The 24958-nt window shown below is 73.4% G+C and carries 18 protein-coding genes; 15 read left to right on the forward strand and 3 right to left on the reverse strand.

From position 1 onward, the window contains the following. Window positions 1-8 precede the first annotated feature (8 nt). Window positions 9-668, forward strand: coding sequence for a hypothetical protein (locus GFH48_RS22835; RefSeq protein WP_228120863.1), 660 nt, complete (start codon window positions 9-11; stop codon window positions 666-668). A 431-nt stretch (window positions 669-1099) separates the two neighbouring features. Here the strand turns inward: GFH48_RS22835 and GFH48_RS38630 are convergent, their stop codons facing one another. Together GFH48_RS38630 and GFH48_RS22840 are read right to left on the reverse strand one after the other, a co-directional pair. Then, window positions 1100-1270 (reverse strand): hypothetical protein, encoded by a 171-nt coding sequence (locus tag GFH48_RS38630; RefSeq protein ID WP_194280646.1) that lies wholly within the window; start codon window positions 1268-1270, stop codon window positions 1100-1102. Between the two features lie 301 nt (window positions 1271-1571). After that, a complete protein-coding gene (locus GFH48_RS22840; protein ID WP_153290030.1) occupies window positions 1572-4526 on the reverse strand; it encodes an AfsR/SARP family transcriptional regulator in 2955 nt (984 codons plus the stop codon). 224 nt (window positions 4527-4750) lie between these two features. Between GFH48_RS22840 and GFH48_RS22845 the strand changes: the two genes are divergently transcribed. From GFH48_RS22845 to GFH48_RS22890, 10 genes are all read left to right on the forward strand, one after another. Then, the gene (locus GFH48_RS22845; protein ID WP_153290031.1) at window positions 4751-6010 is read left to right on the forward strand and encodes an amidohydrolase family protein; all 1260 of its coding nucleotides are present in this window, start codon (window positions 4751-4753) and stop codon (window positions 6008-6010) included. After that, on the forward strand, window positions 6007-6966 hold the full coding sequence (locus tag GFH48_RS22850) for an LLM class F420-dependent oxidoreductase (RefSeq protein ID WP_228120866.1): 960 nt from the start codon (window positions 6007-6009) through the stop codon (window positions 6964-6966). Before GFH48_RS22845 ends, GFH48_RS22850 begins: the two co-directional genes overlap by 4 nt. A gap of 99 nt (window positions 6967-7065) precedes the next feature. Beyond that, entirely contained in the window at window positions 7066-7851 is a 786-nt protein-coding gene (locus GFH48_RS22855; RefSeq protein WP_153290033.1) for an SDR family NAD(P)-dependent oxidoreductase, read from the forward strand. 100 nt (window positions 7852-7951) lie between these two features. Then, on the forward strand, window positions 7952-9070 hold the full coding sequence (locus GFH48_RS22860) for an LLM class flavin-dependent oxidoreductase (RefSeq protein ID WP_153290034.1): 1119 nt from the start codon (window positions 7952-7954) through the stop codon (window positions 9068-9070). A 10-nt stretch (window positions 9071-9080) separates the two neighbouring features. After that, window positions 9081-10811: an N-acyl-D-amino-acid deacylase family protein gene (locus GFH48_RS22865; RefSeq protein WP_153290035.1), complete on the forward strand. Its 1731-nt coding sequence runs from the start codon at window positions 9081-9083 to the stop codon at window positions 10809-10811. Continuing rightward, window positions 10808-12286: an aldehyde dehydrogenase family protein gene (locus tag GFH48_RS22870; protein WP_153290036.1), complete on the forward strand. Its 1479-nt coding sequence runs from the start codon at window positions 10808-10810 to the stop codon at window positions 12284-12286. Before GFH48_RS22865 ends, GFH48_RS22870 begins: the two co-directional genes overlap by 4 nt. Window positions 12287-12424: 138 nt before the next feature. Further along, entirely contained in the window at window positions 12425-13174 is a 750-nt protein-coding gene (locus GFH48_RS22875; protein ID WP_153290037.1) for an SDR family oxidoreductase, read from the forward strand. 56 nt (window positions 13175-13230) lie between these two features. Continuing rightward, complete coding sequence (locus tag GFH48_RS22880; protein ID WP_153290038.1) at window positions 13231-14166, forward strand: SDR family NAD(P)-dependent oxidoreductase; 936 nt, start codon at window positions 13231-13233, stop codon at window positions 14164-14166. Further along, window positions 14163-14945 carry a TetR/AcrR family transcriptional regulator gene (locus GFH48_RS22885; RefSeq protein ID WP_228120868.1) on the forward strand — a complete coding sequence of 261 codons (783 nt, stop codon included), beginning with the start codon at window positions 14163-14165 and terminating at the stop codon, window positions 14943-14945. Before GFH48_RS22880 ends, GFH48_RS22885 begins: the two co-directional genes overlap by 4 nt. An 84-nt stretch (window positions 14946-15029) precedes the next feature. Continuing rightward, window positions 15030-15359 (forward strand): hypothetical protein, encoded by a 330-nt coding sequence (locus tag GFH48_RS22890; protein WP_153290039.1) that lies wholly within the window; start codon window positions 15030-15032, stop codon window positions 15357-15359. Between the two features lie 147 nt (window positions 15360-15506). Here GFH48_RS22890 and GFH48_RS22895 read toward each other — a convergent pair whose 3' ends face one another. Continuing rightward, the gene (locus GFH48_RS22895) at window positions 15507-17024 is read right to left on the reverse strand and encodes a CehA/McbA family metallohydrolase (protein ID WP_153290040.1); all 1518 of its coding nucleotides are present in this window, start codon (window positions 17022-17024) and stop codon (window positions 15507-15509) included. 271 nt (window positions 17025-17295) lie between these two features. Here GFH48_RS22895 and GFH48_RS22900 point away from each other — a divergent pair, with 271 nt between their 5' ends. The 4 genes from GFH48_RS22900 to GFH48_RS22915 all read left to right on the forward strand — a co-directional run bounded on the left by GFH48_RS22900 (window position 17296) and on the right by GFH48_RS22915 (window position 24792). Further along, window positions 17296-19881, forward strand: a complete 2586-nt coding sequence (locus tag GFH48_RS22900) for a bifunctional FO biosynthesis protein CofGH (RefSeq protein ID WP_153290041.1) — start codon at window positions 17296-17298, stop codon at window positions 19879-19881. A gap of 186 nt (window positions 19882-20067) precedes the next feature. After that, the gene (locus tag GFH48_RS22905) at window positions 20068-20634 is read left to right on the forward strand and encodes a hypothetical protein (protein WP_194280647.1); all 567 of its coding nucleotides are present in this window, start codon (window positions 20068-20070) and stop codon (window positions 20632-20634) included. Window positions 20635-20751: 117 nt separating this feature from the next. Next, window positions 20752-23433 (forward strand): ATP-binding protein, encoded by a 2682-nt coding sequence (locus GFH48_RS22910; protein ID WP_194280648.1) that lies wholly within the window; start codon window positions 20752-20754, stop codon window positions 23431-23433. A 243-nt stretch (window positions 23434-23676) separates the two neighbouring features. Further along, window positions 23677-24792 (forward strand): ADP-ribosylglycohydrolase family protein, encoded by a 1116-nt coding sequence (locus GFH48_RS22915; protein ID WP_153290044.1) that lies wholly within the window; start codon window positions 23677-23679, stop codon window positions 24790-24792. Window positions 24793-24958: the final 166 nt, after the last annotated feature.

Genomic DNA, 24958 nt, shown 5'->3' on the forward strand with positions numbered 1-24958 from the left:
CGATGAATATGTACACCCACCGGAAAGACCTGTACCCGGACGTGACCGCTTCGGGTGGCCTGGGACCGGCCATGCGAGAGGCAGCACAGCTGCGCGGGTGCGACACCGGGCTGGGACCGTGGGCCGTCGACGTCGTCAGCATCCAAACGGCGAGGGGTTTCCTGTCGGTCGACCCTGCGACCGAGGAACGCCTTTTCCGGTTGAGTGTCGGCATTCCCGGGTTCGACTGGGAGATCGGCTCTACGGAGGATCTTGGACTGCTTGTGGAAGCGGTCGCCGCATGGCGGGAAGGCATACCGCTCGACAAGCTGCAGGAGAGATTCGAGTTCATGGAGCTCGACGAATTCGTCGGGGCGCTCGAACGCGGAGAGCCCACCTCTTCGCAGTGGACCGAACTCCTGTCGTCCGACTTCAACCGGCGCCAATGGAACCTCCTGCGCCGCCTCCGTGCGGATGAGGTACTGCGGGACATGTTCCCGACCGTCTCGCACGGTGCCGTGCGCCTGTGCGTGGATGCGATGGACGCAAGGAGCCGTCAGGTTCTGGTGGACGAGGTGAACGGGGAACTTTATGAGGTCATACGCGTAGGGGTGCCCGGGGCCGGCTGGGTCGAGGTGCCGGCCGGTGATCTGATCGCCTACCTGCGAGCTGCCTTGAACGAAGAGTGATCTCGACAGATCGATGAGGTCGAACCCCGCCAGGTAATTCCTGGCGGGGTTTCCTTGTGCGTGCCCACGTGGGAGCACAGGGCGGCTTCAGAGGGCACGTCCGGGCGATGAACGGACGTTGTTCAGTAGGGGCGGGGAGTTCCGAACTCCAAGTGACGCCGGTGTCCGCGGGGGCGATTGTTCGAGAGGGCCGAACGGCTCCCGCCACGCATTGGCCTGAACCATGCCCCGGACACACATCGGCCGCGGCGGCTCCCCCTCCGCGCCGCCGCGGCCGATCCCCGTGTGGTGCGGGACCGCGGATCCCCCGTCGGTCCCGTTCCCCCGATGGGCCCCCGTTCCCCCCGTGGGCCCCGTTCCCCCGTTGTCCCCCCGTGGTCCCGCCGATCCCCCGTGCGGTCCCCCGTGCGGTCCCCCGTGCGGTCCTGGTGTCAGGCGGGCTCGTCCGTGGCGTGGACGTTGTCCGTGCCGGCGTCACCGGTCTCGCCCGGGGCGATCGGGTTCTTGCCCTTGAGCGGCTCGGTGGTCGCGTGCACGTTGTCCGTCCCGGCCGTCGGCTCGTCGGTGGCGTGGACGTTGTCGGTGCTGTTGGTGTCACTCATGACTGGCTCCCCTGTGGTTCTTCGATGCGTTGGGCGGAAAGCGCCCGTCCGGCAACTCCCCCGAGGGCCGCCGGACGGGCACTTCGTGGCCGGTTCACCCTAGAGGCCCGGCCTGCTGTCATCCCGCCTGCCCCCCGACGCGACGGATCGACTCGTTGAGAGTGGCGTGTGGCGATAAACGAATGATGAACGCGCAGGCGCACGGCGGGAGAAGCCGGGCATGGACGCGCCGATACGGGGGACGGCCGGACGGGGCCGGGCGCCGGGCGGCGCCCCGTGCCCTCAGGTCCGGGTCCTGCCCTCAGGCGACGGCGAGCGGCTTGAGCAGCGACCGCACCTCGGCGGCCTCCGGTGCCTCCATCGCCTCGAAGATGTCCAGCGCCTCCCGCCAGCAGACCTGCGCGCGGCCCGACTGGCCGATCGCGCTCAGGGCGCGGCCGAGCACCGTCAGGACGTTGCCGCGCCGCCAGTCGCCGCCGATGCCGCGCAGCACGGTCAGCGCCAGCTCGGCGTTGGCCGCGGCCTGCGCGGGCCGCCGGGCGGCGACGTCGGCCTCGGCCAGCCGGAAGAGGGTCATGCCCTCCCAGAGCCGCTGGCGGCTGTCCCGGAACACCGCGAGGGCTTCCTGGAGGCGGCCGACGGCCTGCGAGAGCTGGCCGCTCTGGGTGAGCGCCAGGCCCAGCGCGTACCGTCCGTTGGCACCCTTCAGGGCGTGGTCCATGTCGTCGTACATGGCCGTGCCCTGCTCCGCCAGGGCCACCGCGCTCGCGGTCCGTCCGGTGGCGAGATGGATACGGGACAGGTTGCACAGGGCGCTCGCCTCGCCGGGGCGGTCCTCGCAGGCGCGGAAGTTCTCGATGGCGCGCGTCAGGTGCGCCTCCCCGTCCTCATGGCGGTTCTGGTAGATCGCGATCACGCCGAGGATGTTGGACGACCAGCAACTGGTCAGCGGGTCGGAGGAGGCCAGCGCCAGCTTCAGGGCGCGGGTGGCGGCCCGGTCCGCCGGGTCGAAGCGGCCGGTGATGTGGTGCACGAAGGCCAGCGTCGTCAGGGCCCGGCCCTGCGCCCGGGGCGCGCCTGCCTCCTGCGCGGCGGCGTCCGCGGCCCCGGCGACGGCCTCGTACTCCTTGGAGTTCGCGCCCGACTCGGCCAGGTCGCAGGCGGCCCACAGCAGGTCGACGGCGCGCGCCAGGGTCCCCGGGCCCATCGACTGCCGTACGCAGGCCAGCGTGCAGACCGCCTCGGCGTACAGCCAGTCCTGGGCCCGGTGCCGGTCCTCGAACACCAGGCCCGGATACTCCGTCGGCTCCAGGTGCTCCACCAGCCGGTCCCCGGGCCGGTCGATCGCGTAGACCCCGGCGGTCGTGGCCAGATAGAAGTCCAGCAGCCGCGACAGCGCCGCGTCCCTCTCGCCGGGCGGCTGTTCGTCGCGTTCGGCGCAGGCGCGCGCGTAGAGGCGGACCAGGTCGTGGTAGCGGTAGCGGCCGGGGGCGGCGGACTCCAGGAGCGAGGTGTCGACGAGGGATTCCAGGAGGTCCTCGGTGTCGTCGACCGGGAGGTCCAGGACGGCCGCTGCGGCGGCCAGCGAGATGTCCGGGCCGTCCGCGAGGCCCAGCAGACGGAAGGCGCGGGCCTGGGCGGGCTCCAGCTGGCCGTAGCCGAGTTCGAAGGTGGCCTTGACGGCGAGGTCACCGGCCTGGAGTTCGTCGAGGCGGCGGCGCTCGTCACCGAGCTTCGCCGCCAGTACCGACACCGTCCAGGTGCGGCGGGCGGCCAGCCGGGAGGCGGCTATACGGATCGCGAGCGGGAGGAAGCCGCAGGCCGCGACCACGTCGAGGGCCGCTTCGCGTTCCGACGCGACCCGCTCCTGCCCGACGATCCTGGTGAAGAGCTGGAGGGCCTCCTCGGGGGACATCACGTCGAGGTCCACCAGATGGGCGCCGGCCAGGTCCACCATCCGCGCCCGGGACGTCACCAGGGCCGCGCAGCCCTCCATGCCGGGGAGCAGGGGGCGCACCTGGGCGGCGTCCCGGGCGTTGTCCAGCAGCACCAGGATGCGGCGGCCGTCGAGGACCGAGCGGTAGAGCGCCGCGCGTTCCTCCAGCGAGTCGGGGATGGAGGAGGACGGGTGGCCGAGGGCGCGCAGGAAGGCGCCGAGCACCGTCTCCGGCTCCGCCGCCCGCGGCCCGGTGCCCTGGAGGTCGACGTAGAGCTGTCCGTCGGGGAATGCGGCCCGCGCCTGGTGGGCGACGTGCACGGCGAGGGTCGTCTTGCCCACGCCGCCGATGCCCGCGAGCGCGGAGACCGCCATCACCCGGCCCTCCTCGGTGGAGGCGGCGGCGAGCACGTCGCTGAGTTCCTGGACGAAGGAGGAGCGGCCCGTGAAGTCCGTGACCGTGGCCGGGAGCTGGGCCGGGCGGACCGGCGCCGCCGCGGGTTCGGCCGCCGGGGCGGACGGCTCCGCGAGGCCCGGGTCCGCCTGCAGGATGCGCTGCTGGAGTTCCTTCAGGCCCGCGCGCGGGTCGACGCCCAGTTCGTCGGCGAGCAGCCGGCGGGTGTCGGCGTAGACGGCGAGGGCCTCGGCCTGCCGCCCGCTGCGGTAGAGCGCCAGCATGAGCAGCTCACGCAGCCGCTCCCGCAGGGGGTGCGCCGCCGTGAGCGCGGTGAGTTCGGACACCGCCTCGGCGTGGCAGCCCTGCTCCAGGTCCATGTCGAGCCTGGACTCCAGGAGCTGGAGGCGCCATTCCTCCAGACGTGCCCGCTGGGTGTCCGCGTACGGCCCCGGCACGCTCGCCAGGGGTTCGCCGTCCCACAGCGCCAGCGCCCCGCTCAGCAGTTCGCGGGCGAGGGACAGGTCTCCGGAGTGCTTCGCCTTCTCCGCGTCGGCGGACAGCTCCTGGGCCTCGGCGAGGTCCAGCGTGCCCGCGCCGTCGGAGAGCCGGATCGCGTAGCCGCCCGACTCGCTGATCAGCACACCGGGGTCGAGCGCCTTGCGGAGCCGGGAGGCGTACGTGCGGACGGCGGCGAGCGCCTGCGAGGGGGGTTCCTCGCCCCACAGGGCGTCGATCAGCTCGCCGGACGTGGCGGTCCGGCCCTCCCGCAGCAACAGCGCGGCCAGCAGGGCGCGTTGCTGTGGTGACCCGGTGGGCAGTGATTCCCCGCCGCGCCAGGCGCGCACCGGTCCGAGCACGCTGAAGCGCAACGCCGCCGGTTCCCCGGGGCGGCGCTGCTCCCGCACTCGCGGTACACCGTCCATCGCTGTCCCCCTGCCGAACCGTCAGTGCAACGAGGCCAGTTTGCCTTGTTCATGGCGGATGCGTCAGCCGTGCGAGACGGCGATCACAGCCGCGCGCACGGGGCGGACGCGGAAGATCACATCTCCCTCACACCGTCTCCGCACACGTTCGCACAGAGTCGCGGGTCACCGGGAGCGCTTCCAGGCAGCTGACGGGTCGTCAGATCAGCGCTACCGTGGGCCGTATGGAGACCACCAGGACCCCCGCGACCGTCCCCGCCTTCCCCCGGATCATCTCGGTGGACGACCACACCGTGGAACCGCCGGGCGTCTGGCGGGACCGCCTGCCGTCGAGGTACCGGGACACCGGTCCCCGCATAGTCCGCGCGCCACTGAAGGAGATGACCTTCCTCGGCGGCAGGTTCGCGCCGGTGATGGGCAGGCCGGGCGACGACGGGCCGGTCGGGGACTGGTGGGTGTACGAGGACCTCCACCGGCCGCTCACCCGCCTCGACACCGCCGTCGGGTACGACAGGGACGAGATACGCCTGGAGGTCATCACGTACGAGCAGATGCGGCCCGGCTCGTACGACGTCCCGCAACGGCTCGCCGACATGGACGTCAACCACGTCCAGTCCGCGCTGTGCTTCCCCACCTTCCCGCGTTTTTGCGGACAGACGTTCACCGAGGCCAAGGACCGTGAGCTCGGGCTGCTCTCGGTGCGGGCCTACAACGACTGGATGGTGGAGGAGTGGTGCGGTCCGGCGGCCGCCGGGCGTCTCGTCCCGCTCACCCTCATCCCCCTGTGGGATCCCGCGCTCGCGGCGGACGAGGTGCGCCGCAACGCCGCCCGCGGCGTACGCGCGGTCGCCTTCTCCGAGATCCCGCCGCATCTGGGGCTGCCCTCCGTGCACACCGACGACTGGGACCCCTTCCTCGCGGCCTGCGACGAGACCGGCACGGTCATCGCCATGCACATCGGCTCCAGCAGCCGGATGCCGTCGACCTCGGCCGACGCCCCGCCCGCCGTCGGTTCCACCATCACCTTCGCCAACTGCTGCTTCTCGATGGTGGACTGGCTGATGAGCGGCAAGTTCGAGCGCTTCCCGAACCTGCGGGTGATGTACGCCGAGGGCCAGATCGGCTGGATCCCCTACATCCTCGAACGCGCCGACGTGGTCTGGGAGGAGAACCGCGGCTGGGGCGGTGTCGCCGACAAGGTCCACCGTCCGCCGTCCGAGCTCTTCGCCGGCCATGTCTACGGCTGCTTCTTCGACGACGCCTTCGGGCTCAGGAACCTGGACTCCATCGGCGTCGCGAACGTTCTTTACGAGACCGACTATCCGCACTCCGACTCCACCTGGCCGAAGTCCCGCGAGGTCGGCGAGGCCCAGATGGGACACCTCGACCCGGACGTGGTCGAACGGATCGTACGGGGCAACGCCATCGAGCTGCTCGGGCTGACGGAGGACGGGCTGTGGGCGGGTCCGGGGGGTGCCCGGTGACCGGGGAGGGGCTGCGGCCGGGGTCCGCGGACGGGCCGCTGAGCTACGGCGTCCAGCTCCCGGTCCAGTCGCAGAGCACGCTGTACGCCGAGAGGTGGGAGGCGGACGCGGGTCCGGCCGAACTCGTCGAGATCGCCCGTACCGCCGACCGGTGCGGCTTCGCGTACATCGCGTGCTGCGACCACGTCGCCGTCCCGCGCAGACTCGCGGAGGCCATGAGCACGGTCTGGTACGACCCGGTGGCCACGCTCGCGTTCCTGGCCGGGGTGACCGAGCGCGTACGGCTGCTCAGTCACGTCGCGGTCGTCGGGCTGCGGCACCCGCTTGTCACGGCCAAGCAGTACGCCACTCTCGACCACCTCAGCGGCGGACGGCTGATCCTCGGGGTCGGCGCCGGTCACGTGCGGGAGGAGTTCGAGGCGGTGGGGGCCGACTTCCCGCGCCGGGGCGCCGTGCTCGACGAGTCGATCGACGCGCTGCGGGCGGCGCTGGGGCGGGACGAGTTCCCCGAGCACCACGGGAAGCTCTACGACTTCGAGGGGCTCGGCCAGCGGCCCCGGCCGGCGCAGGCGAGCGTGCCCCTGTGGGTCGGCGGCTCCTCGCCCGCCGCCGTGCGCAGGGCCGCGCTGAAGGCGGACGGCTGGCTGCCGCAGGGCGACCCGCGCGAGCGGCTGCCGGAACAGATCGCCACGCTGCGGCGGCTGCGCGCGGAGGCGGGCGTCCGCGGCCCGCTCACCGTCGGCGCCATCACCGAGCCCCTGTACGTGGGTGAGCCCGGCTGGGAGGTCGGGCGCCGCACGCTCAGCGGGCCGCCCGAGGCCCTCGCCGAGTCGCTGCGGGCGTACCACGCGATGGGCGTGGACCAGATCCAGGTGCGGTTCCGGTCGCGTGGCAGCGGCGAACTCGTCGACCAGATGGCCGCGTTCGGCGCGGACGTGGCACCGCATCTCGGCTGACGGCTCTCCCGCGGGCGGCGGCCCGGCACGGGCCGCCGCGGAGAGCGCACGGACTTCGGGGGGCCTCGCCCCCCGGCCAGGCAGACAGGGAGACCAGGCATGGGCAAGCTGGACGGACGTGTCGTCCTCATCACCGGCGCGGCGCGCGGACAGGGCGAGCAGGAGGCGCGGCTCTTCGTGCGGGAGGGCGCCAGGGTGGTCCTCGCGGACGTGCTCGACGACCAGGGGGAGGCGCTGGCCAAGGAGATCGGCGCGCGCTACGTCCACCTCGACGTGCGGGGGGAGGACGACTGGCGTGCGGCGGTGGCCGTCGCCAAGGAGGCGTACGGGCGGATCGACGGGCTGGTCAACAACGCGGGCATCCTGCGTTTCAACGAGCTGGTCGACACCCCGCTGGAGGAGTTCCAGCAGGTCGTGCAGGTCAATCAGGTGGGGGTCTTCCTCGGGATCAGGACCGTCGCGCCGGAGATCGCGAGCGCGGGCGGCGGCACGATCGTCAACACGGCCTCGTACGCGGGTCTCACCGGGATGGCCTGGGTGGGTGCCTACGCGGCGACCAAGCACGCCATCGTCGGTCTGACGCGGGTGGCGGCCCTGGAGCTGGCAGCCAAGGGGATCAGGGTCAACGCGGTCTGTCCGGGCGCCATCGACACGGCGATGAGCAACCCCGCCCAGCTCGATCCGGACGCCGACCCCGCCGACAGCGAGAGGACCTCCCGGGCACTGGACGAGCTGTACCGCAAGCTCGTGCCGCTCGGCCGGATCGGGCGGCCGGAGGAGGTGGCCCGCCTCGCCCTCTTCCTCACCGGCGACGACTCCTCGTACATCACGGGCCAGCCGTTCGTGATCGACGGGGGCTGGCTGGCGGGCGTCAGTGTCATCTGACGTGCCGTCAGCTATTGACGCCTCGGAGGGCCGGTGCGACAGTCGGCGGACAGTAGATCTGACGGCACGTCAGATAAAGATGTGGGGACGGTGAACCTCCTTGGAATTCGGGCTCTTTGTACAGGGATACGTGGGCAAGCGCGCCGAGACCGACCCGCTCGCGGAACACAAGGCGCTGATGGAGGAGACCGAGTACGTCATCCAGGCGGACAGGTCCGGCTTCAAGTACGCCTGGGCGTCCGAGCACCACTTCCTGGAGGAGTACTCGCACCTCTCGGCCAACGACGTCTACCTCGGGTATCTGGCGCACGCGACCGAGCGGATCCATCTGGGGTCGGGCATCTTCAACCCGCTCGCCCAGGTCAACCACCCGGTCAAGGTCGCCGAGAAGGTCGCCATGCTCGACCACCTCACCGGCAACCGCTTCGAGTTCGGCAGCGGCCGGGGCGCCGGCAGCCACGAGATCCTCGGCTTCATCCCCGGCGTCACCGACATGAACTACACCAAGGAGATCTGGGAGGAGACCATCGCCGAGTTCCCGAAGATGTGGCTCCAGGACGAGTACGTGGGCTTCCAGGGCAAGCACTGGCAGCTCCCGCCGCGCAAGATCCTGCCCAAGCCGTACGGGAAGTCGCACCCCGCCATGTGGTACGCCGCCGGGTCGCCGCCCTCGTACGCCATGGCCGCCCGCAAGGGGCTCGGCGTGCTCGGCTTCAGCGTGCAGAAGGTCTCCGACATGGAATGGGTCCTGGAGCAGTACAAGACGGCCGTCGTCGAGGCGGAACCCGTCGGGGACTTCGTCAACGACAACGTGATGGTGACGACCACCGCGATCTGCGCGCCCACGCACGAGGAGGCCATCCGGATCGCGGTCAGCGGCGGCCTGCACTACCTGCCCTCCCTCGTCTTCCGCTACCACGACACCTTCCCGCGCCCCGAGGGCTTCCCCGTCTGGCCCGAGACCCTCCCCGAGTACAACGAGGAGTTCATCGAGCTGCTGATCGCCGAGGAACTGCTGATCTGCGGCGACCCGGACGAGGTGCTCACCCAGTGCAAGCGGTGGGAGCAGGCGGGCGCCGACCAGCTCTCCTTCGGCCTGCCGGTCGGGGTCTCGCGCGAGTACACGCTCCAGACCATCGAGCTGATCGGCCGGCACGTGATCCCGAAGATCGACACGGACCCGGTGCACCGGACCACCCGGTTCCGCCAGGCTTCCTGAGGGGGCGGCCATGCTCGACCACGTCATCAGGGGCGCGACCGTCGTGGACGGCACGGGCGCGCCCGGCCGCCGGGCCGACGTAGGCGTCCGGGACGGCCGGATCGCCGTGATCGGCACGGTCACGCAGCCGTGCCGCACGAGCGAGGACGCCACGGGTCTCGTCCTCGCCCCCGGCTTCGTCGACCCGCACACCCACTACGACGCCCAGCTCTTCTGGGACCCGTACGCGACCCCGTCCCTGAACCACGGGGTCACCACCGTCGCGGGCGGCAACTGCGGCTTCACCCTCGCCCCGCTCCATCCCGAGCGGCCCGAGGACGCCGACTACACCCGGCGGATGATGTCCAAGGTCGAGGGCATGTCCCTGGTGGCCCTGGAGGAGGGCGCGCCCTGGAACTGGCACACCTTCGGCGAGTACCTGGACGCCCTGGAGGGGCGGATCGCCGTCAACGCCGGTTTCATGGTGGGCCACTGCGCGCTGCGACGGTACGTGATGGGCGCGGACGCGGTGGGCGGACAGCCGACCGGGGAGCAGCTGGCGCGGATGCTCACGCTGTTCCACGAGGCGATGGACGCCGGTGCCTGGGGCCTGTCCACCACCCAGTCCTCCACCCACTCCGACGGCGACGGGAATCCGGTCGCCTCACGGCACGCGCGCCCGGCCGAACTGCTGGCGCTCAGCCGTGCGGTGGGGGAGCACGAGGGCACCCAGATCGAGGCGATCACGGCCGGATGCCTCGACCAGTTCAGCGACGCGGAGATCGACCTCTTCGCCGAGATGAGCGCGGCGGCGGGGCGCCCGCTGAACTGGAACGTCCTGACGATCGACGCCGCCGTGCCCGAACGGGTGCCCAGGCAGTTGCTGGCGAGCGAACGGGCACGCAAGGCGGGCGGCCGGGTGGTGGCCCTCACCATGCCGATCCTCACCCCCATGAACATGTCGCTGGGCACCTTCTGCGCGCTGAACCTGATCCCCGGCTGGGGGCCGGTCCTCGCGCTGCCCGTGCCGGAGCGCGTCGCGCGGCTGCGCGACGCGGACGTACGGGCCGAGATGCTGCGCCGGGCCGGCTCGAAGGAAGCCGGTGTCTTCCGGCGGCTCGCCCACTTCGGGCGGTACGTCATCGGCGACACCTACAGCGCCGCGAACGAGGGGCTCACCGGACGCGTGGTCGGGGACATCGCGGCCGAGCGCGGCCAGGAGCCCTTCGAGTGCCTGGTCGAGATCTGCGCCGCCGACGGGCTGCGGACCGTGCTGTGGCCCATGCCCTCCGACAACGATCCCGACTCCTGGTCGCTGCGCGCCGAGACCTGGCAGCACCCGGACGTGCTGCTCGGCGGCTCGGACGCGGGCGCCCATCTGGACCGCATGTGCGGGGCCCCGTACACGACCCGGTTCCTCGGGGACTGTCTGCGCGGCCGGAGACTGGTGCCGCTGGAGCGGGCCGTGCGGATGCTGACGGACGACCCGGCGCGGCTCTTCGGGCTGCGCGAGCGCGGGCGGGTCGTCGAGGGGTTCCACGCGGACCTCGTGCTCTTCGACCCGGAGCGGATCGACGCGGGCAAGGCCACCCTGGTCCACGACCTGCCGGGTGACAGCCCGCGGCTGGACTCGAAGGCGATCGGCGTCCGGGCGGTGTGGGTCAACGGGGTCGAGGCGATCCGCGACGACACGGTGACCGGGGCCGTCCCCGGGAAGGTGCTCCGCTCCGGGCGGGACACGAGGACGGTGAGCACGCGGTGAGCGCGGACACCGGGAGCGGCCCGGGGACCGAGGCGCAGCGGCTGTTCATCGGCGGCTCGTGGGTCGCGCCCGACGACGGGCACTACGAGGTGACCGACCCGGCGACCGAGGGGCTCGTCGGGTGGGCTCCGGAGGCCTCCCGGGACCAGGTGCGGGCGGCGGCGGCCGCCGCCCGCGAGGCCTTCGGGCCCTGGTCCCGGACGCCTCCGGAGGAGCGTGCCGCGGTGCTCGGCCGGGCGGCCGACGTCATCCAGCGGCGCTTCCTGCCGTACGCCGAACTCGCCGCGGCCGAGAGCGGTGCCACGACGGCGACCGCCCGCGGGATGCAGGTGGGGGTGGGCGCCGCCCGGTTCCGGCGTTACGCCCGGGTCGAGCCCGCCGAGCAGCCGCTGCCCCCGCAGATCAACGAGGCGGGGCCGTTCGGCGGGGCGGCCGTCATGGGCGCCCTGGCGGTACGCCAGCCCGTCGGCGTGGTCACCTGCATCACCTCGTACAACAACCCCTGGGCCAATCCGGCGGGCAAGATCGCCCCCGCGCTCGCCATGGGCAACACGGTGGTCGTCAAGCCCGCCCCGCAGGATCCGCTGTCCGTGTACCGGATGGCGGAGGCGCTGGAGGCGGCGGGCGTGCCACCGGGTGTGCTCAACGTGGTGAGCGGTTCGCGTGCGGAGGCCGGGGAGGCGGCCGTGGACTGCGAGGACGTGGACATGGTCAGCTTCACCGGCTCGACGGCCGTCGGCCGGCGTATCGCCGAGGTGTGCGGACGCGGGATGAAGCGTCAGCTGATGGAGCTGGGCGGGAAGGGGGCGGCGGTCGTCTTCGACGACGCCGACCTCGGTTCGGCGGTGTCCGGGATCGGCACCACGTACTCGTTCTACAGCGGACAGATCTGCACGGCGCCCACCCGGGTGATCGCGCAGCGGGGCGTGTACGACCGGCTGGTGAGCGAACTCGCGGCATACGCCGGGCGGTTGACGGTCGGCGATCCGCGGGAGCCGGGGACGGTGGTCGGGCCGGTCATCTCGGCGTCCCACCGGGACCGGGTCGAGGCGTACGTCGAACTCGGCCGGAAGGAGGGCGCGCGGGTGGTCGCGGGCGGCGAACGGCCGCCGTACGAGCGGGGTTTCTATGTCGCGCCCACGCTGCTCGCGGACTGCACGGCGGACATGCGGGTGGTGCGCGAGGAGATCTTCGGGCCCGTCGTCGTGGTCGTGCCCTTCGACGACGAGGAGGAGGGGATCGCGCTCGCCAACGACAGCGACTACGGGCTGATCGACTACGTCTGGTCGGGCGACGTGGCCCGCGCCTTCCGTGTCGCCCGGCGGCTCAGGGCCGGCGGGGTCGGGATCAACACCGTCGGCCGCAACATGGAGGCGCCCTTCGGCGGCTTCAAGAAGAGTGGTGTCGGGCGGGACGTGGGCTCCTTCGCCCTGCACGCCTACAGCGAGGTGCAGTCCCTCGTCTGGCCGGGGTGACCCGGCCGCGGGGGAGGTGTCCGGGCCGTCACCGTGACGGCGCCGCCCGAGCGGGGTAGCGTTGCTACCGAACCAGTGTTAGCGTTGCTCTCGTCGGGTGGCGAACGCCGCCACCCCCGAAGGTCGAGGAGCAACGTCATGAGCGAGCGGACCGGCACCTCCCCGCGCGTCGCGATCGTCACCGGCGGATCGCGCGGGATCGGCCGCGAGACCGCCGAACGGCTGGCCGCCGACGGATACGCCGTGGTGGTCGACTACGCGGGCAACCAGGCGGAGGCCGACAAGGTCGTCGCCGCGATCACCGCGGCGGGCGGCGAGGCCCTCGCCCTGCGCGCGGACGTCGCCGACGAGACCGCGATGGCGGACCTCTTCGACACGGTGGAGGCCCGCTTCGGCGGAGTCGACGTCGTCGTCCACGCCGCCGGCGTCATGACCCTCGCGCCGCTGGCCGACCTCGACCTCGACGCCCTGGACCGGATGCACCGCACCAACGTCCGCGGCACGTTCGTCGTCGGACAGCAGGCCGTGCGCCGGCTGCGCGCCGGCGGCGCCCTCATCAACTTCTCCAGCTCCGTGCTGGGGCTGGCCATCCCCGGGTACAGCGGCTACGCCGCCACCAAGGGCGCCGTCGAGGCCATGACCCTGATCGTCGCCCGCGAGATGCGCGGGCGGGACGTCACCGTCAACGTGGTGGCCCCCGGCCCCACCGCCACCGCGCTGTACCTGGACGGCAAGGACGAGGAGACCATCGCCCGGGCGGCCGCGCAGCCCCCGCTGGAGCGCCTGGGCACCCCCGGGGACATCGCCGGGGTCGTGTCCTTCCTCGCGGGCCCGGACGGCCGCTGGGTCAACGGCCAGGTGCTCCGCGCCAACGGCGGCGTCATCTGACCCCCGCGCGGCCGCCGTCGCCCCACTCCCCCCTCGCCCCTCGAAGGAGTACAGCCATGGACACCCGTCCGCGTTCCGTCCCGCCCCGGACGATCGTCATCACCGGTGCCGGTTCGGGTTTCGGCGCACTGTCCGCCCGTGCCCTCGCCCGCGCCGGTCACACCGTGTACGCGGCGATGCGCGACACCGCCGGCCGCAACGCGGAGCGGGTCGCCCGCGCCGAGGAGTACGCCGCGGCACACGGGGTGGACCTGCGCACGGTCGAACTCGACGTACTCTCCCAGGAGTCGGCCGACGCCGCGATCGCCGAGGTGCTGGCGCGGACCGGCACCCTGGACGTGCTCGTCCACAACGCCGGCCACATGGTGACCGGTCCGGCGGAGGCCTTCACCCCGGAAGAACTGGCCGCGGTCCACGACACGAACGTGCTCGGCACCCAGCGGGTCAACCGGGCCGCGCTGCCACACCTGCGCGCCCAGGGGCACGGCCTGCTGGTGTGGGTCGGCTCGACCTCCTCACGCGGCGGCACCCCGCCCTACCTGGCGCCGTACTTCGCCGCCAAGGCCGCGATGGACGCGCTCGCCGTGTCGTACGCCGCCGAACTGGCCCGCTTCGGCATCGAGACCAGCATCGTGGTGCCCGGTGCCTTCACCTCCGGCACCGAGCACTTCGCGACCGGCGGCCACCCCGCCGACACCGCGGTGATCCGGGCGTACGAGGAACGCTACGCGGGCCTCGTGGACCAGGTCGCCCAGCGCCTCGCGGCCCTCGCGCCCGCCGACGCGGACGCGTCCCTCGTCGCCGACGCCATCGTCGACGTGGTCGGCGCACCGGACGGCGAGCGGCCCTTCCGGGTACACGTGGACCCCGCCGACGACGGCTCGGAGGAGGTCAGCCGGGTCGCGGACCGCGTCCGCTCCGAGTTCCTGACCCGGATCGGCCTGGACGACCTGCTGAGCCCGCGTCCGGCCGCGCGCGAGGGGGTCGCGTGAGCCCGGCCGACACCGCGCCCGGGAACACGAAGGCGCGGATCCTCGACGTGGCGGCGGCCCTGGTCGCCCGGTCGCCGGACGGTGACGTCTCGACCCGGGCGGTGTGCGAGGCCGCCGGGGTCGGCGCCCCGGCGCTCTACCGCCACTTCGGGGACAAGGAAGGCCTGCTCTCGGCGGTCGTCGACCACGGCTTCGACCAGTACCTGGCGACCAAGCGCGGGCGCGGCCCCGGCACGGATCCCGTGCGGGACCTGCGCGACGGCTGGGACACCCACACGGACTTCGCCCTGCGCAACCCCAACCTCTACCGGCTGATGAACTCCCCGGCGATGCGCACCCCGCCCGCCGCGGCCCTGGAGTCCCACCGCATCCTCACCGAGGACCTCCGGCGCGCTGCCGAACAGGGCAAGCTGCGCCTGGCCCCCGAACTGGCCGCACAGATGATCATGTCGGCCAACGTGGGCGTCTGCCTGATGCTGGTCTCCCGCCCGGCCACCTTCGACGACATGACCCTGTCGCGCCGGGTACGGGACGCCGTGCACACCGCGGTCTTCGTACCGGAGGTGATGGCGGACACCGCCCCCGGCACCGGGACGTCCGGCACCGGGACGTCCGGCACCACGACCTCCGGCGGCGACGAGGCGCAGGTACCCGCCGTCGCCACCCGCCTCGGCGCGCTCCTCCGGCAGGCCCCCGGAACGGTCTTCACCCCCGCCGAGTCCGCGCTGCTGGGGGAGTGGCTGGACCGGCTCTCCAACACGGCGCCGGAACGGCCGTAGCGACGCTACTCAGGTCCCGGACGGCGGCGGCCCGGGTACGACGACGGATGCGGGCCGTCCTCCGCGGTCCGTAGCGTCGGCGGCATGGCGGACACCGGCACCACCCGACCCCGGCGCACTCCCTCCGAGTGGGCCGCCCTGAGCGTCCTCGCGATCCTGGTGCTCATCACCGGCGGAATCGTCGCGACCCTCGGCCCGCTGCTCGCCGTCGCCTGCGACACCTGCCCGGACGGCGTGCGCGCGACGGACTCCGCGGACACGCTCGTCCTGGTCGCCCGGACCGGCGTGCCGCTCGTCACGGCGGCGACCGTCGCCGGGATCCTCCATCCCCGGGGCGGCGCGAAGGCGGCCGGCACCGGCCTGGGCGTGCTGGCGGTCCTCATGGTGACCCTGCTGGTCCTCGGTCGGACGTGAGCCGGCCGCTGGGGCGGACGCCCGTCAGGCGTGCGGCCCGCTGCCGGGTGGCGGGGAACTGCCGGGCGTGCGGCCCGCTGCCGGGTGGCGGGGGCTGTCGGGCGTGCCACCCGCTGCCGGGGGAGGCCGTCCGGCGGGCGGCCGCTGTCAGGTGCCCAGGAAGATCGGGTTGGTGAACGCCGCCAACGCCCCCGGGACGGGACCCGCCGCCGTCTCGTGCCGCAGTTCGGCCCGTACGTAGGCCGCGTACTGAGGGGTCGTCCGCCACTCCACCGTGCCCGAGCCGGAGACCGGCAGGACGTCGCTGGTGAACAGGACACCCTCGTCGGTGACGAGGCGGACCGTGCAGCGCGGAGCGCCGCAGACCTCCAGGCGGACCGTGACCGGAGCGTCCGCCGCCACCGTCAACCGGCCCCCGATCCCCGCGTGTTCACCGCCGGGACCGGACGCGGTGAAGGCCAGCACCACCGACTTGGACTCCGCCACGTAACTGCGGCCCGCGCGGATGCCGTCCTGGACGGCCTCCCGGGTCAGGTCGTCGGCGAGGACGACCGTCTGGGGTGTACCGACCGCGTCCGGGTCGCGATGGGCGTCGCTGTTGCCCATCGCCGGCAGCCAGGACCGCGACCGCGAACGGACGGACGCGACCAGCGTGTTGTCCCACTCGGCCAGGGCCACCTCGTCGTCCGGCGTGTACGGGCCGTTCCACACCTCGACCGCGTCCGCCTCCCCGAACCCGAACTTCCAGCCGCAGCCGACGCAGGTGGCGTGCGGATGCGCCGGGACGACCAGGCCGCCCGCGCGGCGGATCCCGCGGGCGAAACGGCCGAACCGGTGGTCGCGGGCACGGTAGCGCCAGTCGACGAACGTGCCCGGTTCCGTGCCGAGCGCCAGCACATGGCCGTTGCGGGTGGTGACCTCCTCACCGAGCATGATCAGCAGGTCGTCGCCCGCCTGGTCCGCCCAGTGCGGATGCGAGGAGTGCGTGTTGTGGTCCGAGCTGTTGATGAAGTCCAGGCCCGCCGCCCGGGCCAGTGCCGCGATCTCCGCCGGGGTGCGGCGGCCGTCCGAGTACCAGGAGTGCAGGTGGCAGTCGCCCCGGTACCAGGCCCGCCCGCGGCCCCTCGCGCGGGGCGGCGGGTACACCGGGGCCGGCGTCGCGGCCTGCTCCCCGTGGGCGAGCGTCACGGTGACCTCGTACGACAGGCCCTGCGGTGCCACCGTGTACGGGCCGAGCGCGACGTGCCAGGTGCCGGGGCCGATCCGGCCGGGGACGTATCCCGGGGTCGCGTCGTCCGCCCGGACGAAGAACTCCGTACGCGCCCCGCCCGACCAGCCGCGGAAGCCCTCGCCGCCCAGTTCCGTGCCGCGCTCGTCGAAGAGACCGATGTCGAGCGCGTTGCCCGCGGTGCCCGCCGGGACCGACGGCCTGTCGTAGGTGTACGCGACATGGATCTCCCGCACCCCGTGCGGCACCTCGACCGGGAGGTACACGAAGTCCGGCGCGCCGACGGGCAGGGTGCCCGACACCGTCCGGGTCTCGGTACGGCCGGCCGCTCCGGCGCCGCTCGCGAAGGTCACGCTTCCCAACGTAAGCGCCGCGGCCGCTCCCGTCACGAACAGCGCGCGCCTGGCCATGCCGTCGCCGTGCTCGTCCTCGCACATGCTGCCGCTCCCGGTGTGCCGTCGCCGGCATGGGTGGTGCGGGGGTGGTGCGGGTGTGTCCCCCTCCACCCTGGTGTCCGGACGTGAACGATGGTGCGGCACAAGGGGATCGCCGGCTCTCGGTGAAACGGAGCGCCGGACCGGGAACCGCTCCGGCGCCCGGGAACGGGTCCCGCACGCCGCCGGTGGCCGGACCGGCCCCGGGCCGCCCGGCCGGAGGAACCGGCCCGCGCCCTCGAATGCCTGATCACGGCGATCGTATGCTCGAAGGATGACGACTTCCGCGACTCCCGGGACCGGGCCGACGGCGAACTCCATGCGGCGAGCGCTCAGGCGCGCGCGGGACGGCGTCGCGCTCGACGTGACCGAGGCGGCCGTACTGCTCCAGGCGCGCGGCGAGGACCTCGACGACCTCGCCGCGTCCGCCGCGCGGGTGCGTGACGCGGGCCTCGACGCCGCGGGCCGCCCCGGCGTCATCACGTACTCCAAGAGCGTGTTCGTCCCGCTCACCCGGCTGTGCCGGGACAAGTGCCACTACTGCACCTTCGTGACCGTCCCGGGCAAGCTGCGCCGGGCCGGTCACGGGATGTTCATGTCCCCGGACGAGGTCCTCGACATCGCCCGGCGCGGTGCCGAACTCGGCTGCAAGGAAGCCCTCATCACCCTCGGGGACAAGCCCGAGGACCGCTGGCCCGAAGCCCGGGAGTGGCTGGACGCGCACGGCTACGACGACACGATCGCCTACGTGCGGGCCATCTCCATCCGCATCCTGGAGGAGACGGGACTGCTCCCGCACCTCAACCCGGGCGTCATGTCGTGGACCGACTTCCAGCGGCTCAAGCCCGTCGCGCCGAGCATGGGCATGATGCTGGAGACGACGGCCACCCGGCTGTGGAGCGAGCCCGGCGGACCGCACCACGGCTCCCCGGACAAGGAACCCGCCGTGCGGTTGCGGGTCCTGGAGGACGCGGGCCGCTCCTCGGTCCCCTTCACCAGCGGGCTGCTGATCGGCATCGGCGAGACGTACGAGGAGCGCGCCGACTCCCTCTTCGCGCTCCGCCGGGTCTCCCGCGCCTACCACGGCATCCAGGAACTGATCATCCAGAACTTCCGCGCCAAGCCGGACACCGCGATGCGCGGGATGCCGGACGCGGAACTGGACGAGCTGGTCGCCGCGGTGGCCGTGGCCCGGCACATCATGGGACCGGCTGCCTGCCTCCAGGCGCCGCCCAACCTGGTGGACTCCGAGTACGGGCGGCTGATCGGCGCGGGGATCGACGACTGGGGCGGGGTGTCCCCGCTGACCATCGACCACGTCAACCCCGAACGGCCGTGGCCGCGGATCGAGCAGCTGGCCGAGCGGTCCCGGGCGGCCGGCTTCGAACTGCGCGAACGGCTGTGTGTGTACCCGGAGTTCGTCCGGCGCGGCGAGCCCTGGCTGGACCCGCGGCTGCTGCCGCACGTACGGGCGCTGGCGGACCCGGAGACGGGCCTGGCGCTGCCGGACGCCGTCGTCGAGGGGCACCCCTGGCAGGAACCCGAGGAGGCGTTCACGGGGTCGGGGCGTACGGACCTGCACACGTCGATCGACACCGAGGGACGCACCGGCGACCGCCGCGAGGACTTCGACCTCGTCTACGGCGACTGGGAGGCGCTGCGCGAGGCCGCGGCCCCCGGCATGGTGCCCTCCCGCATCGACACGGACGTCCGGGCCGCGCTCGCGACGGCCGCCGACGACCCGACGCGGCTGACCGACGACGAGGCGCTCGCGCTGCTGCACGCGGACGGACCGGCGCTGGACGCGCTGTGCCGCATCGCGGACGACGTCCGCAGGTCCGCCGTCGGTGACGACGTCACGTACATCGTCACCAGGAACATCAACTTCACCAACGTCTGCTACACCGGCTGCCGCTTCTGCGCCTTCGCCCAGCGCCGTACGGACGCCGACGCCTACACCCTGTCCCTGGACCAGGTGGCCGACCGGGCCGCCCAGGCCTGGGACGTGGGGGCGGTCGAGGTCTGCATGCAGGGCGGCATCCATCCCGACCTGCCCGGCACCGCGTACTTCGACATCGCGAAGGCGGTCAAGGAGCGGGTCCCCGGCATGCACGTGCACGCCTTCTCGCCCATGGAGGTGGTGAACGGCGCGACCCGCACCGGGATGTCGGTGCGCGAATGGCTGACCGCGGCCAAGGAGGCGGGCCTGGACACCATCCCCGGCACCGCCGCGGAGATCCTGGACGACGAGGTCCGCTGGATCCTGACCAAGGGGAAGCTGCCCGCGGCGACCTGGATCGAGGTCGTGACGACCGCGCACGAGCTGGGCATCCGCTCGTCCTCGACGATGATGTACGGCCATGTGGACCAGCCCCGGCACTGGCTCGGCCACTTCCGCACCCTGTCCCGCATCCAGCAGCGGACCGGCGGCTTCACGGAGTTCGTGACGCTCCCCTTCATCCACACCAACGCGCCCGTCTACCTGGCGGGCATCTCCCGGCCGGGTCCGACGGTCCGCGACAACCGCGCGGTGACCGCCATGGCCCGCCTGCTGCTCCACCCGCACATCCCCAACATCCAGACCAGCTGGGTGAAGCTGGGCGCCGAGGGCGCGGCGGAGATGCTCCGCTCCGGGGCCAACGACCTCGGCGGCACGCTGATGGAGGAGACCATCTCCCGGATGGCGGGCTCCTCGTACGGCTCCTACAAGTCCGTCAAGGACCTCGTCGCGGTCGCGGAGGCGGCGGGACGCCCGGCGAGGCCGCGGACGACCCTGTACGGCGAGGTCTCCGAGGAGCGGCGGCGCGCGGCGGCGGCGTCGGACGGCCACCTGCCGGAACTGCTTCCCGTGCTGGAGTGAGGGAACCGGCGCGGTGGCGGTGAACCGGTTCCGGGGCCGGTGTGCCGGTGCGCGTCCCTCGGGGGCCGGGCCGGCGGGGCCGTCGGCGTCCGCGCTCGGCGGCTCGCAGTACGATGATCCGACCCTCGGTCGAGGGTCGGAAGCTTCGCCAGCCGGAAGCTTCATGAGCTGAGGAGTTGCGTGTCCGTGCCTGCCCGACGGCTTCCCTCCTGGGTCTGGGTCACCGGTCTGACCGCGGCGGCGCTCGTCGGCGTCACCGCCCTGGCCGCACAGGCCGACCAGGGCGCCCACCCGGTCGCCCAGGCCAAGCGGCCGAAGTCCTCCGCCTCGGCGAGCCCGCACCCCTCCGCCTCGCCCCGGAAGAGCGCGCCGGCCGCGGTCCCCGGCGGCTCCGGAACGGGCCGCCGCATCGTCTACTCCCTCGCCCAGCGCCGTGTCTGGCTCGTCGACGCGACCGGCGCCGCGAGCCGTACCTTCACGGTGTGGCCGGGCACGGTGAGCCCGGCGCCGGGCCGCTACGCGGTGTCGTCCACCGACCCCTCCACCACCGGGACGGACGGGACGAAGGTCGAGAACATCGTCTACTTCACCGTGCGGTCGGGCGTCTTCATCGCCTTCTCCAACGCCCAGGACGGCTCCTCGCCCCAGCCCTCGCCCGGAGCGAGGACCGGGGCGATCCGGATGCACAGCGCCGACGGGGACGCCGTCTGGAAGTTCGGCACCAAGGGAACGCCCGTCTCGGTGGTCGGGTGACGGCGTCGCCCGCCGGAACCGGACCCACGCCGATGCCGACGGCTTGCGCCAGACTGGAGCCCGGTCCGAGCGGGCGGTGACGGAGGGAACGGGCGGATGGTGCGGGGGCGGCCGTCGATGCAGGAGCTGATCCGGCAGCGCAGACGGCAGGGTTTCGTGGGGCGCGGCGCCGAACGGGCCGCTTTCCGGGAGAATCTCGAACTGCCGCCGGAGGACGAGCGGCACCGGTTCCTGTTCCATGTGCACGGGAACGCGGGCGTCGGAAAGACCTTCCTGGTACGGGAGTTGGAGCAGCTCGCCCGGGAGCGCGGGGCGCTTACCGCGTACGTCGACGAGGGCGTGGGCAGCGTGCCCGAGGCGATGGCGGCGGTCAGCGAGCGCTTCGCCCGGCAGGGGCACCGGTTCAAGGACCTCGACCGGCTGCTGGCCACCCATCGGGAGCGCCGTCACGAAGCCGAGGCGGCGGCGCTGGAGACGCCGGAACCCCCGGTGTCCCCGCCCTCGCCCGCGAGCCTGGCCGCCGCCCGCGCGAGCCTGGTCGGGCTCGGCCTGCTGCCCGGTGTCGGCGCCTTCGCGGGAGCTCTCGACCCGAACCAACTCGCCCTCGGGGCGGACTGGTTGCGTTCCGGGATCGGCGCCCGGCTGCGCAGCCAGGAGGACGTGCGGCTGGTCCAGTCACCGGAGCGGGTCCTCACCCCGGTCCTGCTCGACGAGCTGGCCTCGGTCGCCGCGGAGGCCCCCTGGCTCGTCCTGCTCTTCGACACCTACGAGCGGACCGCGCCCTTCCTGGACGGCTGGCTGCACGAGGTGATGACGACCGACCGCCACGGCGCCCTGCCGGCGAACGTCGTGGTCGTCACCGCGGGACAGCGCCCCTTCGACACCGCCCGCTGGGGCGGCTTCGCCGACTTCGTGGCCGACGTGCCACTGGCGCCCTTCACGGAGGCCGAGGCGCGGGCCCTGCTCGCCGGCAAGGGTGTGGTGGCCGAACCGGTCGTCGAGGAGGTGCTGCGGCTCACCGGCGGACTGCCGGTGCTGGTGTCCACCCTGGCCGCCGGACGGCCCACCGGACCGGACGACGTGGGCGATCCCAGCGCGACGGCGGTGGAGCGCTTCCTGAAGTGGGAGCATGACCCCGTCCGCCGCGCCGCCGCCCTGGCCTGCGCCCTGCCCAGGAGGCTGGACGCCGATGTCTTCAGAGCCGCCGCGCACTGCCCCGAGGACGAGGCCGACGCGCTCTTCGGCTGGTTGCGCGGCCTCCCCTTCGTCAGCGACCGCGGGGACCGCGTCCAGTACCACGACGTCGTACGCGCCCCGATGCTGCGCCTGCAACGGCTGCGCTCGCCACGGGGGTGGGCGCGGCGGCACGCCCGGCTCGCGGAGACGTTCGGGCGGTGGCGGGCGGAGACGGAGACCCAGGACGGCCGGGACACCGGCGAACCGTGGGCGGACGAGGGCTGGCGCGAACTGCGGCTGGCGGAGACCTACCACCTGCTGTGCGCGAACGCCCGGACCGCGCTGCCCGCCGCGCTGCGGGACTTCGTCGACGCCTGCGACGGCGGTGACGTCGCCGCCCGGCGCTGGGCCCGCGTCCTGGCCGAGGCCGGAGAGGACGCGGACGCGGAGCCCGTACGGACGTGGGGGCGGTCGCTGTCGGAGGCGTTCGGCGACGGCGGGGTGGCGGCCGCGCTCGGGGTGCTGCTGGACCGCGGCGGACTGGACGAGCGGCGACAGGCCCTGGCCCGGGTGATCCGGGGGAGCGCGCTGCGGCACGCCGGCGCGTACGAGGAGGCGCTGGCGGAGTACGACCGGGCCATCGCCCTCGATCCGCGACTGGCCCGCGCCTACCGCGGCAGAGCCCTCGGCCGCTACGGGCCGGGGGAGTACGAGAACGGCATCGCCGATCTGGACCGGGCCGACGCGCTCGCGCCGGACGATGCCGAGACGATCTCCGTACGCGGTGAGTACCACCGCATCCTGGGACACGACGACGAGGCGATCAGGGATCTGGACCGCGCGATCGAACTCGACCCCTCGTACCACTTCGCCTGGGCGTCCAGGGGAGCGGTCCGGCAGCGGCTCGGACAACTGACCAAGGCCCTCGCGGATCTGAACCACGCGCTGGAACTCAAGCCCGACTACCCCTGGGCGCTGGGCCGCCGGGCCCGGGTGTGGCGGGGACTGGGTGAGCCCGCCCGGCAGCTGGCCGATCTCGACCTCGGGCTGCGCCTGCTGCCCGACTGGGGCTGGGGCCACTGCGAGCGCGGGGACGCGCTCCGCGCGGCGGGCCGCCACGAGGAGGCGCTGGCCGACTACGACCGGGCCATCGGCATCGACGGCGCGTACGCGTCGGCGTACGCGAGCCGGGGCGTCTGTCACGGTGACCTCGGCCGGTCGGCCGAGGCCCTCGCGGACCTGGACCGGGCCATCGCCCTGCTGCCCGAGTACCCCTGGGCGCTGCGGCAGCGGGCGGAGCTCCGTCTCCGGCTGGGCGCCCCCGCCCTGGCCCTGTCCGACGCCGACCGCGCGAAGACCCTGCGGCCCGGTGACGCACCGGTCCTGCTGTGCCGCGTGCGCGCCCTGATCGCGCTGGGGCGGCACGACGAGGCCCGACCCGACCTGGACCGCGCCCTCGAACCGGACTCCGGCGACCGGCTGAGCGGACGGGCCCTCGACGACCTGTCCGGCACGTTCGAGGCCCTGCTGCGTGCGCCCGGCGCCGACCGGGACCGTCTCGCCCCGCTCGCCGAACGGGTCGCCGCGGCGCGGGCCGCGCGGTCCGCCCCGCCCGCCGACTGACCCGCCCCGCCCCCCCGGCCGACCCGACCGCCCTGTTCGCCCGCCGAGCCGTCCGGACGCGGGCCGAGCCGTCCGGACGCCCGTCGAGCGGTCCGGGAGAAGCACCCCGAACGACGTCCATAAGTGATCACTTGGTTCAGTCGGGTCACACTTCGCATACCGTTCCCGGCCCTGAACGGACCGTTCCCAGTCGATTACAGTGCTGAGCTGTCGGACGTACGGACGGTGCCTGGGGAGGTCTCGGTGGGTGCGACAGCCGGTGCCGTCTGGGGCCGTGCCGAACAGCAGGACTTCCGCAGCAGGGTCCGCGGGACCCTGCTGGGCACCGCTGTCGGCGACGCCCTGGGCACACCGCTCGACGGGCTCACCCTGGCGGAGATCCGTCAGGAGTACGGCGCGGAGGGGCTGAACGACCTCGCCGTCGGGCGCGACCGCCGCGGCGCCGTCACCCACCTCACCCAGCTCACGCTCTTCACCCTCGACGGTCTCGTCCGCGCCCAGGTGCGCCGTGACACCGGCGCCTGGCATCCGCCGACCGACCTGCACCGCGCGTACCGCCGCTGGGCGGCGACCCAGAGCGACTGGGGTCCGGACGAGCGCCGCAAGGACGACGGCTGGCTGGCCCGCGAGGAGTGGCTGTACGCCCGGCGCGACCCGGCACGGGCCTGTCTGACCGGCTTCGGCGACGAGACCATGGGCACGCTGGACGCGCCCAAGAACCCCGGCGAGCCGGGGCCCGAGGCCGCCGCGCGCTCCGCGCCCTTCGGACTGCTCGTCGGCTGGGAGCCGCAGCTGGTGCTGCAACTCGCCGTCGAGTGCGCCGCGCAGACGCACGGGCACCCCACGGCGTATCTCGCGGCGGGCGCGTACGCCGTCATCGTGCACGCGCTGGCACGCGGTGAGAGCCTCGACAGCGCCGTGCAGCGGGCGCTCGCGATCCTGGCCGCGCGGCCGGGGCAGGAGCCCGTCAGTGACGCCCTCCAGCACGCGCTGGGGGCCGTACGGCAGGGGATGCCGTCGCCGGCCCGGGTGGAGGATCTGGCGGGGGAGGGTACGGCCGAACGGCTGCTCGCGGTCGCGGTGTACTGCGCGCTGGTCGGGGAGGACATCCGGCACGGGCTGTGCCTGGCGGTGAACCACGGCGGGCGCTCCGCGGTGGCGGGGGCCCTGACGGGGGGTCTGCTGGGCGCCCTGCACGGCGAGACGGCCCTCCCGCCGGCCTGGCTGGCCGAGCTGGAGGGCCGTCCCACGATGCTGGTCCTCGCGGACGACTTCGCGATGGAGATGACGCAGGGGCCCGCGCTGCACGGCCCCGGAGCGTCGTCCCCCGGTTGGCTCGCCCGCTATCCGCGGGCCTAGACCGGAAGCCGTCCCGGGAGACCTGCCGGAGGCCGTGCCCGGGGACGTACCGGAGGCCGTGCCCGGGCACGTACCGGAAGCCGTGCCCGGGAACGTACCGGAAGCCGTACCGGAACGCAGTCCCCGGGGACGGACCTCACGAAGCGTGCGCGGGCTCCGGAAGGCG

The organism is Streptomyces fagopyri, assembly GCF_009498275.1.
GTDB lineage: Bacteria > Actinomycetota > Actinomycetes > Streptomycetales > Streptomycetaceae > Streptomyces > Streptomyces fagopyri.